Below are 13,186 nucleotides of genomic sequence, written 5' to 3' on the forward strand. Positions count from 1 at the left end.
CCATGATGAACATCGACTGGCTCACCACCTTCAACCGGCTCTACGACCGTGCGACGCGTCGGGCCGAAACCCTGCACCGGTTGCGCAAGCTGCAGGACGAGTACGAGATGCCCCAGGACGCCGAGGACGCGTTCGAAACGGTGCGCGGTTACGCCCAGGGCGACCATCGTTTGGCGGTGGCCCACGCCGTTCAGTACGCCCAGCACGTTCCCCTGGACAAGCTGCGCGCGTTGTCCCTCGAAGCGCAGGCGAGGCTGGGCACGCGCCTAGCCACCTTGGGCGCCCAAGAAGGCAACGCGTGCGTGCTGGCCGCGGGCCTGGAACTGGGGGCGTCACCATACCCGCTGCTGATGGTCAAGGGCGTGCTGGCCAGCGCGGACCTGCTGGACCTGGTGCTCGCCCGTTGCACCGCCGAGGCGTTGAACGCCCCGTCGAACGACCAGAGCGTTCCCGTGTGGGAGACGGTGATGACCGCCATCCCCGGCGGGGACCCGATCGAGCACGACCAGGGCGTGGCGCTCCTGGTCGGCGTGGTCCTGCCTCGCCTGGCCGCCGCCGGCGCAGACCTGGTGCCGCTCTCACGCCCCGGGCGCCGCGCCGATCTGTTCGCGGAGGCGCTGGTCCGCTACCAAGGTATGGTGCTGGGCGAGGCGGTGGGCACGGGCGGCGCAGAGCGGGGCCGTCGCCGGTTGTGACGCTGAGCGGGTCCCGTGCCCTGGCACGGCTTGGTGTTGACAGGCCCGCACGACCCGTCATGTTGGGCTTACGACCCAACCGGAGGAGGAGACCCCGATGCCCAACCGTCACGCGCGCTTTTTCAACGCTTTCCTGTTCGGCACCCTGGCCACGAGCCTGGTGGCGATCACTGCCCTGATCACCACCGCGGCCACGGCACCGCGGGCGCACGCGGCGGGCGTGGTCACCGCCCCGACGATCACGCTGGGCGTCCCGCTCGCCACCGTGGGGCCGGCCTGCTCGGGGGACCCGTACGCGGCGGTCCAGCCCTGCGTGGTGCTCGATAGGGTGACGCCACCCCGGACCGACGCGATCGCCGGGGACGGCTTCTACAACGTGTACGGCACGACGCCGAATCAGGGCGCACGCGTGACGACCGTGGAGGTCGTGCACGGCTCGGTCCAGGCCGTCGCATACAGGCTCGACCAAGCCTACGGTGACCCGGCGTCGGAGCGCTCGATCGCGCGCACGTTCGGCGCGACCTCCTACGTGCCAGGGCACAGGGCCGAGGATGGGTGGAGCGAGGAGGGGCACTGGGTCCTGCCGAACGGCGCGACGCTGACGGTGAACCGTCCGAACGACGGGCAGGGCACCGACGTGCGGGTGTCGCTGCACGGCTGATCTCAGGGGCCGCCAACGCAGCGATTCACGGTCCCTGAAAGAAAAACGCCCCCGCCACTTGACCTGGCGGGGGCACGACGTAGACTGGGGTTGCGGCTCCCGATGCTGGAAACATCGAGGAACTGGATTGAGTAGAAGGCACCTACAGCAACCCAAACTTCGGCCCCGCGGAAATCATCCTAGCGGGTCCCGAGCGAAGGTCAAGTTCTTGCGTTCCCCACCATCCGGTTTCTCGTACTCCGTCCGTCGTCGAGCCGTCGGAGATCGTGCAAGGACGCCGGGTAACCAACCCCGGGCTTGTCGAGCGGTACCGGCCTCGCCCATCATTGGACCAGCGACCCCGGGGACAACGCATCTTGATCCGCACACCATGCGTGCGATCCGGCCCAGCAGTGCTTCGTCCCGCGGAAGGCACCAGGCGTGCTCAACCTGGCCTGGTTCGTGTTGCCCCGACGGCTCGGCACTGCAATGGGTTTGACGCGAGAGCGGGAAAGCGCCCGGCGACGGTCGGGCCACGGTGCACAGCGTCGACGGAGAGACGCCGCCCTCGTGGCGGTGGACCAACCCGGCACCGGGGGCGAAACGAGCCCTGAATGGTCCGTAGTCGCGGAGCGTTTCTATCGCGGCCCCGGTATGTGCCCCTCGTCCTCTGGACGGGTTCGGGTCGAGTCGGGCAAGGTCTTCTCTGCGAGCGCCACGCGATCGTCACAGGCTGTTGAGCCCGGTGCCGGTCTGATGCGTGGTCCGTGCAGGGGAGAGACTTGCCCGGCTTGGCCCGGGGCGCAGCCCTGGGACTTGCCGGGTACAGGGGAAGCAATACCGTACCCGTACCGCGTACAGGGCCACCCTACCCAGGCACAGGCCGGAGGCGTCCGAAGGACACACAGGGCGAAGCCACCCGAAGGGCACGGTGGAGCTGCAGCACGGGACACCGCAACGCCCATCCAGGGCTTGAACGCAAAGCCAGGAGGTTGGAACGGAAAAGCGGGCGCGCGCCGCGTTGCCCCACGTTTTCGTCCGGTTTTGCGCAAAAACGACCGCGGGCCGGTTGGCGATCCGGGCCACCGGGGTTGTGCAACGGGCAGGGCCTGGTAGGTTGGACGGCGTCTTGGCGTAACCCGTGCCAGGGCACAACCTGTCCAACACGCCGATCCCGCCATGACCTACGACGTCCTGCACGACCTCGATCACGACCATCCCTTGACCCTGCTCGCCAAAGGCGACGGGTCCATGACCAGCTTGGCCTGGGAGGTGCTCATCGTCGGCATCGACCTCAACCGCGCGATCGTGGAGGCCCACACGCCGCTGATCGGTGTTGCGATCGGGCCCGAGGGGAACCTGGACGCGGCGTTGGCGATGATCGAGGCCGGGGCCAGCGTGAACGTGGCCCTGCGCTACGCCCACGATCGGCGGCGCGTCGAGCTTCTGCTGCGCCTGGGCGCGAACCCGCAGCAGGTCGTCGACGGCGGCACGCTCCTGCACGTGCGTTGCGGGTCCGCGGAGGCGGACCTGGACGACACCATCGGGGCGGTCGAGGCGTTGCTCGACGCAGGGCTGGACGTGAACGCCCGGGACGGCAACGGGTGGACCCCGCTGCTCAGCGCGCTGTACCAGAACACCACCGTGGACGTCATGCCCTTGGTGGCGCGGTTGGTGAAGCGGGGCGCCGACCTGAACGCGCGCACGGACGACGACGAGAGCGCGCTCCTCGTTGCGGCAACCTCGGGCCAGGTCAACGCCACCGGCTACTTGCTGAGCCGGGGCGCGGACCCCGCCCATGCGCTGCATCACCCGGGCTGGGCGAACCCGGCAGAGGATCATGCGGAGCTGGTGCGCGAGGCCATGCACCTGGTGGAGTTGGCGTACGAGCGTCAGGTGCTGGCCGGCGCGGCCGGTGACCCACCCGCAGGAGCGGAACCGAGCGCGCGCCGGAGGTTGTGAACCCGCGGGTCCCGCGCACCCGGCCGCAGGCTCGCTTTTCCCGCTCAAGGTGCCGTCAGGCGCCGGGTGGGGTGTCCCGAAGGGATACGTCCGGCTCAAGGCCGGCGGCCTGATCCGCGTACCCAATCGTCAGGGCGTCGGGCAACTGGCGGTGGACGTCCTCGGGATTCAGGCGGGGCTCCTCCGCGTCCGTCATCGCGCGTTTCAGCTCCTCGCTCAACGTCCAACGACCCAGGCGGGCCCACGCCTCGCGCAACGTGTCGGCGGCCGGTTGCAGCGCGCGAAGCTGGGCCAGGGCCTCGCCCTCCATCTGCGGGGCATTGGCAAGGGCGCGGACCGCGTGCGTGAGGACCTGGCTCGCCACGCCGGCCGCGCTCGGACGGCGCTCGTCCTCCTCGTCCTTGACGTCGGCGAACGCGAAGAAGTCCCGGACGATCGCATCGGCCAGGGCCTGGGTGGCACGCACCACCCGATCGCTGGCGCGCTCAAACCGTTCCGCAGGCGACAGGCGCTCGACGTCCTGCCAGGGGGACACGGCACCCACCACGCGCAGGTCGGCGAGGAGAACGTGGTCCAGCGCCCCTTGGGGCGCCATTTGCACGATGAACCCGTCGGCGACGATGGGCAACGCGTTGACCGCGTCCCGCACGTCCGGATCCTCGCCCAACGCCTTGGCGAAGTCCCGGGCGGAATCGTCGGGCGCGACGCTCGGCACGAGCGCGGCGCTGTACGTCCGGAAGCTCGCCCGTCGAAACACCGTCGGGTCGCGCGTCCCGGGTGGGGTCCAGGCCAGCCGCCCGTAGGACAACGCGCCCTGGACCGTCGAAAACCGCCGGCCCAGGGCGAACTCGGTGGCCCGGGCCAGGAGGTGCGCGGGCTCTGGGGTGACGGACGCCACCACCAGGCGCGGCTCGTGGTCGTGGCCGTCCGGTGCGCAGGGCATGGCGACGTCCAGCACGTCCTCCGGGTTCAGCGATCCCGCGGTGATGGAGCAGGTCCAGGGGCGGTCCGTCGCGGCGAAGAACCACACCATGGCCGTGCCCTCCACGACCACGAACCGGTGGGTCAGCCGTATGGCCATGCCAAGCTCCTGGGTCCGGCGGTCGAACGCGTCGACCACCTCGAACGCGGACGCGTCGGGTCGTTCGAGGGCGGCCCGCAGGGCCTGTTCACCGGGCGATGCTGCTTGGTCGCCCGTGGCGCGCGGCAGCAGATCGTGGGCGGCCCAGCCGGTCTCGCAATACGTCTCGACCAGGGCGAGCAGGGTCATCCGCAGGCGCGTGGCGACGTGGCGGACGGACGCCACGGTGTCGTCCCAGCGCCCGGCGTTGAAGCGTGGGCCGAGCGCGGCGTACGCGCGACGACGATGCACCAGGTCGTCGGCCTCGGCGCTCTCCCGGAACGCCCGCACCGCGGCGAGGCACGCGTCCGAACCGTTGGCGATCGCGCCATGGACCAACCGCAGCAGCGCGTGCGCATCGTCCAGCAGCGGGTGCAGCTCGACGGCGATCGCCGTGGCAGCGGTCTTGGGCACGTCCACCTGATCGACCAGCCAGGCCTGGTAGCGCGAGGGGTCCCGCTCCCGAGCGGCCTGGGCCTGCAACCCGGCGACGATGGACCGGATCAGGACCGCGTCCTCGTCGTCCCACGCGTACGGCGGCCGATCGTTGAGGCGGAAATCACGGAGCAGGGCTCGGAGGTCGGTCGTGGTGGTCGTGGGCATGCGAGGGCGGTCCATCAGGGCGTGAGGGTGGCGAGGAGCGGAAAGTCTACCTCGACCCGTGGGGCGATCGGGGATCGCAGACCCAGGACAACGCCGGAGGCGTGAGCGGCAACCCCGGTGCTGACGCCGATGAGGCCGAAGGCGGGGTTCGTGCCCTCCGCCCAGGAGGGGTGTTCCGCGAGACGGGGTCGACCCGACCCGTCAGCGCGCGGGGTACTTCGTCAGGGCCTCGTGCCGGTGGCGCCACAACGCGCCGATCGCGTCCAGGCGGCTCCCGTCGCCCACCACTCGGTGATCGCGGTCCCGCTCTTCGTCGTAGGTGGTGGTGATCGCCGCGTACCAGGAACCCTGGGCCGGGTCATGGGAGAACCCACCGACGCACTCGAACCCCTCGGGGCATCGCATCGGCGCAGCAGGAAGCCGGTGGCCGCGCCGGCCTGGTAGGTCACGTAGTAGGCCCCGTCGTCCAGGAGGACCGGATCGGGGCGTTGGGTCTCGTTCTCGCTTCGCATGGTCGTTCGTCGCCAAGGTCGTCGCACCCCGCAGGCGCTCGGCGGGACGCGCTCCGGCGATGTTACGGCATCATCGGGCCCCGTGGTACATCCCGGAAAGGCTCACCGTGGTTCCCGTAAGGGCTCACCGAACGGTCGGGCCCTGGTGGTGGGTGCAGGGCCAAAGCGACGGCGGGACCCCGTGAAACCCAGGTTTTGCAGGGGAGGGGTGATCCTCGGGCGATCCCGTGAAAGCCTTATGGGGTAAGGGTTTTCGGGCGATTTTCCCTCAAAAAATCCCACCTAAAGCTAGGCTATTGCGATACAATAGAACCTACTGAAACGCAAGAGACGGAGGTGGGCGATGGCTGAAGCATTGAAAACCGTGACGGCGCAACTGCCGGTGAATCTGGTGGACCGCATGGACGACCTGGCGACGAAGCTGGACCGCTCCAAGCAGTGGATCGTCCGCAAGGCGGTGGTGGCGTACCTGGCCCGGGCCGAGCGCGAGCGCGCGATGATCCAGGAGGGGCTGGACGACGTGACGGCCGGCCGCCTGATTTCCATGGATGCCATGGAACGCTGGGCGGACAGCCTGGGCACGGACCACGAGCTGCCGCTGCCGAAGGTGGGTGAGTGATGGCCGTCCCGGTCGTTTTCACCAGCAAAGCTGGGTCGGACCTGCAGAACATTTTCGAGTTCGAGAAGATGATCAACGGGGCCCCGAAGGCGCGGGAGATCGTGAAGGCGCTGACCGCCGAGGCCAAAGCTCTTGGGATCCAACTGCGCCACCGCATCGGGGAAGAACTGGACGGATGGGAAGGGCCCCCGGCCCGTGAGGTCCACAAGGACATTTGCCTGGGCGGCGAGTACGAGATCCACTACGAGATCATCCCGCCCTACGAGCCGAACCCCACCAGCATCGCGATTCTCCGGGTGTGGGATACGCGGCAAGACCGCTGAAGCGAACGACCAAGAAAAAGCGGGGCATCGAAGCCCCGCTTTCGCTGTACAGCGTGGCCCGGGCCACGATCAACGCTCTTCCCGGCGCCGCTTCTCGTAGTTTTCCGCCCACTCGGCGCGCATCGCCTTGATCGCGCTGGCCCCCGCCCGAAAGACCTGCTTGCGCTCGTCGGGCGTCAAACCGCCGACTTTCAGCGCGGTGTCGGTCACCAGGTCCTGCCGGCCAAGGCTGATCATCGTGCGCTCGAACTCCTCCTGCACGACCATGCGTTCGAGCGCCCGGGGCGGCTGGCCCGTCACGATGGCGACGTACGTGAAGAGGCGGTACAACACACCGCCCGCGTAGAGCCCCCACCACACGGCCACCACCGTGATCATCACCGCGCTCCCCGACCCGGGGACAGGCGGTGCGAACAGCGCAAAGCCCGTGGTCACCAGGGCGATCACGCGCGAGACCGGTCTGGCGATCTTGGTGACCGGGTAGCACCGGCTCAACACAAACAGGTTCACGAAAAACGCCCAGCCGACGAGCAGCAGGCCGGCGTCCAGGTACATGCGAAAGGTCCAGTCCATGGGTCTCCTCCAGAAGGTGGCCCCAGGCCGGGACCGTTGCCCCTCAACCAAGCAGGTTTGAGGCTGAAGTCAACCCGTGCCCTGGCACATCCCGATCGGCACGGCTTTCCCCCTCTGACGCACAGGTCCTGCCGCCCCTTCGCACGGCAGAAGCGTGCCCAGGCGGCACCACCAGACGGGCGCGCGTCGCACGCGCTGGCCGGTGGCCTGATGGACAGCGGGGAAAAGCCGGAGGACGGTTCGTCCGCACCGCGGGCGACCCGACACCACCACCTTCCCAACCTGGGCGCTGAGCACCTGACGTTTCCCAGCCCCTGGCCGATCGCGCACGCGGTCGCGTACGCGATGGGAGCACCACCTCTCGGAGAGTCCGCTCGGTGGCGCCGTGCGGGTCTACCCCGTTGCGTCGTGGCCCACCCCTTCGCCGGCCTGCCTTCCGTCTCGCCTTAACCGGACGCCTAGACCCGTCGTTCCCCTCATGGCCCATGGGCGCGCTTCGCTTTCGCCGGCACCCGGTCCCTCCCGTTGGTCGGGCTGCGGCTTTGGTCTCACCCATGGTCCGGGGCCCGCCCGGTCTCCTTCGGCGCCAGGCGAAACGGATGGCAAGACAACCAGCGAAGGAGAAACAGCATGGCCACGACGCAACAGACCCGCACGACCAACGCAAACCGCGCGTTCCCCGCACCCCAGGCTCCTCAGACAGCAAGCATTCACAGCAAGACCACACCGAAAGCGCTGAAAACGGTGTTGACCCTGGTCGAGACGGCCCAGCTCGTCCAGCAGGTGCTGCGTGAGGCGTTCCCGGCCACGGGCTTTTACGTCAAGACCCAACGCGACGCGAACGGCGCACGGCTCCGCGTCGAATGGACGGACGGTCCCCGCGAGCAGCAGGTGAACAAACTCCTCCTCCCGCTGCAATCGGCGACCCCTGGCCAGTGGGGCGGCACGTCCCCGGTGGAGCACTTCCGGCTGACCGCGCAGGGCCCGCAACGCGTTCGCCTGGGCGCTGGTCGCATCACCGTCAAACGCAAGTTTTCCGACGGCCTGGTGGGCAGCGTCCTGCAGCGCCTGGCCCATCGCCACGTCGGCCGCCTGGACCCGCAGACCCGCAAGCTGCTGACGGTGGAGAGCTTCAAGAAGGGCGCCCTGGTGGCCGTCGCTCTCTACGGTGTCCACTTCGCCGGCAACACCCTCCACACGGACGTCGAGAACGCTCTGCACGACCACACCGACGTCCAGGGCTACCCGCGCAGCGCCACGGCCACCGGCCTGTTCGTGCGCAAGCCCCTGAAAGCGTGAACCCAAGGGGACAGCACGCTACGGTTTGACGGTCCCGCACCCCATCCCCGGAGAACCCCATCATGGCCTACACCAGCACGAATCCCTACCTTGAAGCCCGGTGCGAGTACGTCCTCGCAAAGCTCGCCCTGATCGCCAACCCCGACGGGGAAGACCAGACCTGGTCCTCGCTGGTCGACGCCCAGGCCCTGGGCTGGCAAGACGCAGCACGTGCGCACGAAACGGGGGAGGACATCCCGGTGCCCGCGTTTTTCGCGGACGTCCCCGAACTGAAACGCGAATGGCTCGACGGCTGGGACCGGTACGACGAGCTGGTGGACATGCAGAACTGCTCGGGCTGCAACAACGAACGGGGGGACCCGTGCCCGTGCCACGGGTGAGCAGCACCAGCAGCAAAACGAAGCGGCCCGGGTGGGCCGCTTTTGCATGGTGCTGCACGTCGGTCAGTGACGCGTGGCGTCCCCGACCAGCGGGTTACCGAGCGCGTCCAGCACCGCCTGGTCCGCTTTCGCCTTGTTGGCCTCGGCCGCGGCCACGTCGTCCGCCAGGCGGGCGGTCTCCGCGTCGTACGCGGCACGGGCCTCGCGCTTGGCGCTCCGGCGTTTCGGGAGCACGCCGAACACGGTGATCGACAGGCCGGCGACGACCGCCAGAACGATTGCAACGGTTGCGAGCATGGGTCTTCTCCTCCAGTGGGTGGCCCCCGGGTGGGGCCGTCTCCCTGTACCTAGCGGTTCTTGGCGACAAGTCAACACGGTGGCGTGACCAACGAAAAGCGGCCCGGGTGGGCCGCTACATGATCGGGAAAGGTCACGCGATCACAGGTCGTCGAAGTTCACGGCGATCCTCTTCTGATGAGCCCTGTCCTGGGCAATCTGGGCCCACACCGCGTCTTCGCGGCGCTCACGCTCCCGGCGTTGCTTCACGACGTTGAGCACGGTGAACAGGACGACCAGCGCCACGGCCACGAAGGGCAGCAGCACCGTCAGAAGGTGGTCGATCGAGGTCAAAACGTTGACGTTGAGCATGGTCTCCTCCTATTGCGTGAGCCCGGGACGGTGCGACGGATGGGCAGGGCCGTTGACGTCGGTGGGGAGCCACCGAGCACCTACCTCCAGACCTAGCAGCATTTACGGGCTTGGCAACCCCCTCACGGGCAAAACCCGGCACCAAGCGCCAATGTCAAAACCCGCCGGAGGCAAGGGCGGGGAAACCCCGCTGCGCGCCGTGGCCTGGGCCATCGTTCGCGTTCCGCACCCTGGGCGTCAGCACCTCCTTCCCCGCCTGAATCCTCCGGTTTTCCTCCCGCGACCCCGTCCGACCTCAACCCGTGCCTTGGCACGGCTCCATGCTATAGCCTCGCCGTACCCGATGAAGAAATGCCATCGGGGAAACGAGCGGGCCGGCCCCGGTTTATGACAGGTGCGTTTTACACGAACGCATCGGACCGCTAGGTTGAATGGATAGGGCACGCGAACCACCAAGCCCTGCCCCCTGGAGACCCACCATGCCGACCAACCCGCAAGAGCTTCAATCCATCCTCGCCAGCGCCAAACTGGCCTGGGCCCGTTCGATCGCCGTCCCCGCCGACGAGCGCGACCACGGGTACGACGACGGGGGCGTGTTTGCCCTGAACGCCACGCGCCTGAGCATCGAGACCACCATCACCATCGCCGGCAAGACATACGGAATCACCTACCAGACGGACGACCAGGGCCGCGTGTCGCGGGCACCGGCGGACGAGAGCGGCCTGGCCTGGGTCCTGTTCCAGCTCACGCTCATGTTTGGCGAGCGCTTCCGGTTCGAGGGCGACGGCCATCAGGAGGACCAGCTCGAGCACCACTACCTCCGCGGCTCCGGCCGCACCAGCCCCGTGGGCCAGTTCGCGGCGGAGGTCCTCGGGCGCCTGGACGGCGTCGCGGAACGCGCGGCCCAGGCCTTCGCTCAACCCGTGCTCGAAGCGGCCTGACCCGATGAGCACCGTGGCCGACCTCCTCGCCAACGACGACCTGCAGCAGGGCTTCGCGGGAATCCTCGCGGAGCACGACGCGCACCGGGCGGACCAGATCCGCGCCGAGCGCGAGGCCTTGGCCGCCCTGGTGCAGGAGGAACAGGCTCGGCGTCCGAGGGTACGGCTGTGACCACGGCACGGGCCCCGAGCGCTTCGGCGTGTCCGTGCCATGGCACAGCTAAAAATCCCGCCGCAGGGTCTTGACCAGCGTGCAAGACCCGCTAGGTTAGGGACAGAGCAGGACCACATCGCATACAGGACGCCACGCACGGCTTCGTGCCGATCAACGACACGAACGATCCCAACCACCTAACCATTGGAGACCACCACCATCATGCGCAAGCACATCCTCACGATCGCCCTGACCATCGCTGGCCTAACCCTCGGCACCGCGTATGCGGCTCCCGCCTCCAACGCCACGCAAGACATCCACACCGTCCGAGGAACGCTGATCGGGCACGACAGCGACGGTCACCGGACTTTGAACGAGGTTGCCCTTGGCGTGCCGCTGGACGATGCCATGCCGGCCTGCGAAGGGGATCCGCACAAGGCGACGTCCCTTTGCCACACGCCGCTGACGCGTCCCTACGACGGGGCCAAAGAGCTGAAGTCGGACGTGTACGGCTTCGGGGTGCGCAAGGACGATGAGGGCCACCCGAAGGTGACGAGCATGGTGGTCACTACGAGCATCAGCTCCACCGTCATCAAAGATGTGACGGCTCACATCGCCTCCGCGTCGACCTACAAGACCTTCCTGGAGACCAGCCAGGTGCTCGGTATCCCGACCCTTATGGAGGACGATTTCACCGGTTGGGATCCGGGCCGTGGCCCGGTCGTCCTCTTGGGCACCTCGTTCATCACCCTCTACCAGCGTTGATCAACCACCGGATTCAGAGAGGAAACTCAACCATAGGAGACCTTCACCATCATGCACAAGCACATCCTCGCCACCATCCTGGCCCTGGCCGGCCTGACCTTCGGCACCGCGCACGCGGCTCCCTCGGACCCGTCCCTGCGGCTGCTGGAACGTGACGCCCACGGCCACCTGACGCTCAACGGCGTTCCCATGGGCGTGCGCATCGCGTCGTTCCACGAGTGCAAGGGCGATCCGTCGACCGCCACCGCGCCGTGCGTGCTGACGGCCCCCGAGATCGACGGCTACGGCACCGCAGAGGTCCACGGGCTCCCGCCGGTGAAGGACGGGGCCGGGCGCCTGGTGTTCGGCGCGACCGACGTCACCACGCACAATGGGACGATCGACGGGGTGATCCTCTCGTTTGCCGACGCGCGGTACGCCAAGGTGTTCAGCGACAGCACGAGCGAGACCGTCGGCCTGCCCGACTTCACGGATCACAACGGTGTCCAGGAATGGCGCGGCGTGTTCAAGGACACCTACATCGTGGTGGTCCCGCCGGACCAGAACGGGGAGGGGGCGGAGTACGGCATCGTTTACGACCCGAAGCCGTAAAGGCGGAGGCCAGAACCGAACCGGGAGGAGGAGCCCATGGTGTTCGATCCGATGCAGTTGTTTTTCGGGGGCGCGTGCGTGCTGACGCTCGTCGCGTTCCTTTGCCCCGTCTGCCTGACCGTGCTCGCCTCGGCGGTGCTCTCGTACATGGTCGGGGCTGGCGTGGGTCTGAGCCTGGCGGTCGGACCGGGCATCGTGGTCCGCGCGCTGGTGAGCGACCATACCCTGGGCTGGCCCAACAACGCCGGCCCCATCTGGTGCGTCGGCATCCCCCTGGGCCTAGCGGTGTTCGCCACGCTGATGGCCCTGCTGTTCTGGGACCCGGGCGAGGGCAAGGCCTCCCGTGCGCACGCGTAACGGCGGACCCGCGCGGCACCTCCTGGCCCATGCGCTGCTGGCCCTGCTGCTCGTCGCCGCGGGGCCTGTTCACGCGAAGCAGGCCCGGGCCACCATGACCGTGTCCGTCACGGTGCTCAGCGCGTGCAGCGTGTCGACGGACCAGCGGGACCCCACCTGCAGCGCGAGCGCACCGCCCACCGTCGAGCACCGCACGCAGGGCCAGGGGCCCGGCCAGGTGCAGCTCACCGTCGTGACCTTCTGAAAGGCCGTGCCACGGCACGGTTCGACCGTTCGTCGGATAGCACAGAATACCTGCGTTCCGGCTATTGCCAGGTCTGATGGTTTTTGTAGGATGGATTTATACCCAGCGTGCGATCGACACGTCCATCCTCCCCGAGACCACCATGCCCCTCCTGACCTCCCTCCACAGCTTTGCGCGCCGCACTGCGGCCGGCCTCCTCGCAGGGGCCATGTACCGCGTTCATCCCAGCGCCACGAGCATGACGCTCACGACGGCGGTTGAGCGCACGACGGCGGACGCCACCACGTCCGATGGGTTCTACCGCAACAGCGTCGGGCGGCAGCAGCGCTTGCCGGCGCACCTGCGCCTGGGCCATACAGAAGCGATTGAGGGCTACCTCACGATCGCGAAGGACGCCGCGGAGCAGGGCTGGACCGTGGTGGGGGTGTTCCTGGACGAGGTGCTCGACGAGCTGGACCAGGACCTGGGGCCCATGGCCATGACCCTGCACGATCTGCGCGAGCAGCTCCGCAGCGGCGCGCTCCGCCTGACCGAGCAGCACATCGTCATGGTCGGACCGGACGCCATCGACGAGAACGACCACGGCCACGTGGAGGCCCTGCTGGACGACGGGCTGCTCCTGCCGAACCGGTTGTTGTTCACCCCCGGCAACGAGGAAACGGCGGCCGTCCTGCACCACCACGTGGAGCGCAAAGCCCTGCAGGCGGTGGCGGACCAGATGGCCGTCGAGACCGGGCGGGCCGCACGTCGCCGCCTCTGA

The 13,186-nt window shown here is 68.4% G+C and carries 18 protein-coding genes; 14 read left to right on the plus strand and 4 right to left on the minus strand.

The genetic code is table 11. The annotated features are described in order from the left end of the window. Nucleotides 1–2: 2 nt before the first annotated feature. From BBJ41_RS01095 to BBJ41_RS01105, 3 genes are all read left to right on the plus strand, one after another. Entirely contained in the window at nucleotides 3–695 is a 693-nt protein-coding gene (locus BBJ41_RS01095; RefSeq protein WP_069744949.1) for a hypothetical protein, read from the plus strand. A gap of 97 nt (nucleotides 696–792) precedes the next feature. Then, nucleotides 793–1,356 carry a hypothetical protein gene (locus BBJ41_RS01100; protein ID WP_069744950.1) on the plus strand — a complete coding sequence of 188 codons (564 nt, stop codon included), beginning with the start codon at nucleotides 793–795 and terminating at the stop codon, nucleotides 1,354–1,356. A gap of 1,158 nt (nucleotides 1,357–2,514) precedes the next feature. After that, nucleotides 2,515–3,297, plus strand: coding sequence for an ankyrin repeat domain-containing protein (locus BBJ41_RS01105; RefSeq protein ID WP_069744951.1), 783 nt, complete (start codon nucleotides 2,515–2,517; stop codon nucleotides 3,295–3,297). Nucleotides 3,298–3,352: 55 nt separating this feature from the next. On the opposite strand, the gene BBJ41_RS01110 is transcribed toward BBJ41_RS01105, so the two are convergent. Beyond that, nucleotides 3,353–5,020, minus strand: a complete 1,668-nt coding sequence (locus BBJ41_RS01110; protein WP_156814718.1) for a hypothetical protein — start codon at nucleotides 5,018–5,020, stop codon at nucleotides 3,353–3,355. An 855-nt stretch (nucleotides 5,021–5,875) separates the two neighbouring features. On the opposite strand from BBJ41_RS01110, the gene BBJ41_RS01120 reads away from it, so the two are divergent. Both BBJ41_RS01120 and BBJ41_RS01125 read left to right on the plus strand, forming a co-directional pair. Beyond that, entirely contained in the window at nucleotides 5,876–6,151 is a 276-nt protein-coding gene (locus tag BBJ41_RS01120; protein WP_069744954.1) for a CopG family ribbon-helix-helix protein, read from the plus strand. After that, the gene (locus BBJ41_RS01125) at nucleotides 6,151–6,474 is read left to right on the plus strand and encodes a type II toxin-antitoxin system RelE/ParE family toxin (protein ID WP_069744955.1); all 324 of its coding nucleotides are present in this window, start codon (nucleotides 6,151–6,153) and stop codon (nucleotides 6,472–6,474) included. The genes BBJ41_RS01120 and BBJ41_RS01125 overlap by 1 nt, the downstream gene beginning before the upstream one ends. A 69-nt stretch (nucleotides 6,475–6,543) precedes the next feature. On the opposite strand, the gene BBJ41_RS01130 is transcribed toward BBJ41_RS01125, so the two are convergent. Continuing rightward, complete coding sequence (locus BBJ41_RS01130) at nucleotides 6,544–7,047, minus strand: hypothetical protein (protein ID WP_069744956.1); 504 nt, start codon at nucleotides 7,045–7,047, stop codon at nucleotides 6,544–6,546. Between the two features lie 630 nt (nucleotides 7,048–7,677). Here BBJ41_RS01130 and BBJ41_RS01135 point away from each other — a divergent pair. Further along, nucleotides 7,678–8,346: an LPD29 domain-containing protein gene (locus BBJ41_RS01135; RefSeq protein WP_069744957.1), complete on the plus strand. Its 669-nt coding sequence runs from the start codon at nucleotides 7,678–7,680 to the stop codon at nucleotides 8,344–8,346. A 62-nt stretch (nucleotides 8,347–8,408) separates the two neighbouring features. Then, entirely contained in the window at nucleotides 8,409–8,726 is a 318-nt protein-coding gene (locus BBJ41_RS01140) for a hypothetical protein (protein WP_069744958.1), read from the plus strand. 63 nt (nucleotides 8,727–8,789) lie between these two features. Here BBJ41_RS01140 and BBJ41_RS01145 read toward each other — a convergent pair whose 3' ends face one another. Both BBJ41_RS01145 and BBJ41_RS01150 read right to left on the minus strand, forming a co-directional pair. Then, nucleotides 8,790–9,023, minus strand: coding sequence for a hypothetical protein (locus BBJ41_RS01145; RefSeq protein ID WP_069744959.1), 234 nt, complete (start codon nucleotides 9,021–9,023; stop codon nucleotides 8,790–8,792). A 141-nt stretch (nucleotides 9,024–9,164) separates the two neighbouring features. After that, complete coding sequence (locus BBJ41_RS01150; protein ID WP_069744960.1) at nucleotides 9,165–9,374, minus strand: hypothetical protein; 210 nt, start codon at nucleotides 9,372–9,374, stop codon at nucleotides 9,165–9,167. Nucleotides 9,375–9,853: 479 nt separating this feature from the next. Between BBJ41_RS01150 and BBJ41_RS01155 the strand changes: the two genes are divergently transcribed. The 7 genes from BBJ41_RS01155 to BBJ41_RS01180 all read left to right on the plus strand — a co-directional run bounded on the left by BBJ41_RS01155 (nucleotide 9,854) and on the right by BBJ41_RS01180 (nucleotide 13,186). Beyond that, nucleotides 9,854–10,315 carry a hypothetical protein gene (locus BBJ41_RS01155; protein WP_069744961.1) on the plus strand — a complete coding sequence of 154 codons (462 nt, stop codon included), beginning with the start codon at nucleotides 9,854–9,856 and terminating at the stop codon, nucleotides 10,313–10,315. 4 nt (nucleotides 10,316–10,319) lie between these two features. Next, nucleotides 10,320–10,487, plus strand: coding sequence for a hypothetical protein (locus BBJ41_RS40160; protein ID WP_156814719.1), 168 nt, complete (start codon nucleotides 10,320–10,322; stop codon nucleotides 10,485–10,487). A gap of 204 nt (nucleotides 10,488–10,691) precedes the next feature. Next, nucleotides 10,692–11,234: a hypothetical protein gene (locus tag BBJ41_RS01160; RefSeq protein WP_156814720.1), complete on the plus strand. Its 543-nt coding sequence runs from the start codon at nucleotides 10,692–10,694 to the stop codon at nucleotides 11,232–11,234. Nucleotides 11,235–11,285: 51 nt separating this feature from the next. Continuing rightward, the gene (locus BBJ41_RS01165; protein WP_069744963.1) at nucleotides 11,286–11,825 is read left to right on the plus strand and encodes a hypothetical protein; all 540 of its coding nucleotides are present in this window, start codon (nucleotides 11,286–11,288) and stop codon (nucleotides 11,823–11,825) included. A 36-nt stretch (nucleotides 11,826–11,861) separates the two neighbouring features. After that, the gene (locus BBJ41_RS01170; protein ID WP_156814721.1) at nucleotides 11,862–12,182 is read left to right on the plus strand and encodes a hypothetical protein; all 321 of its coding nucleotides are present in this window, start codon (nucleotides 11,862–11,864) and stop codon (nucleotides 12,180–12,182) included. Next, entirely contained in the window at nucleotides 12,169–12,426 is a 258-nt protein-coding gene (locus tag BBJ41_RS01175) for a hypothetical protein (RefSeq protein WP_069744965.1), read from the plus strand. The genes BBJ41_RS01170 and BBJ41_RS01175 overlap by 14 nt, the downstream gene beginning before the upstream one ends. A gap of 142 nt (nucleotides 12,427–12,568) precedes the next feature. Further along, nucleotides 12,569–13,186 carry a hypothetical protein gene (locus tag BBJ41_RS01180; RefSeq protein WP_156814722.1) on the plus strand — a complete coding sequence of 206 codons (618 nt, stop codon included), beginning with the start codon at nucleotides 12,569–12,571 and terminating at the stop codon, nucleotides 13,184–13,186.

Source organism: Burkholderia stabilis (assembly GCF_001742165.1).
Classification (GTDB): Bacteria; Pseudomonadota; Gammaproteobacteria; order Burkholderiales; family Burkholderiaceae; genus Burkholderia; species Burkholderia stabilis.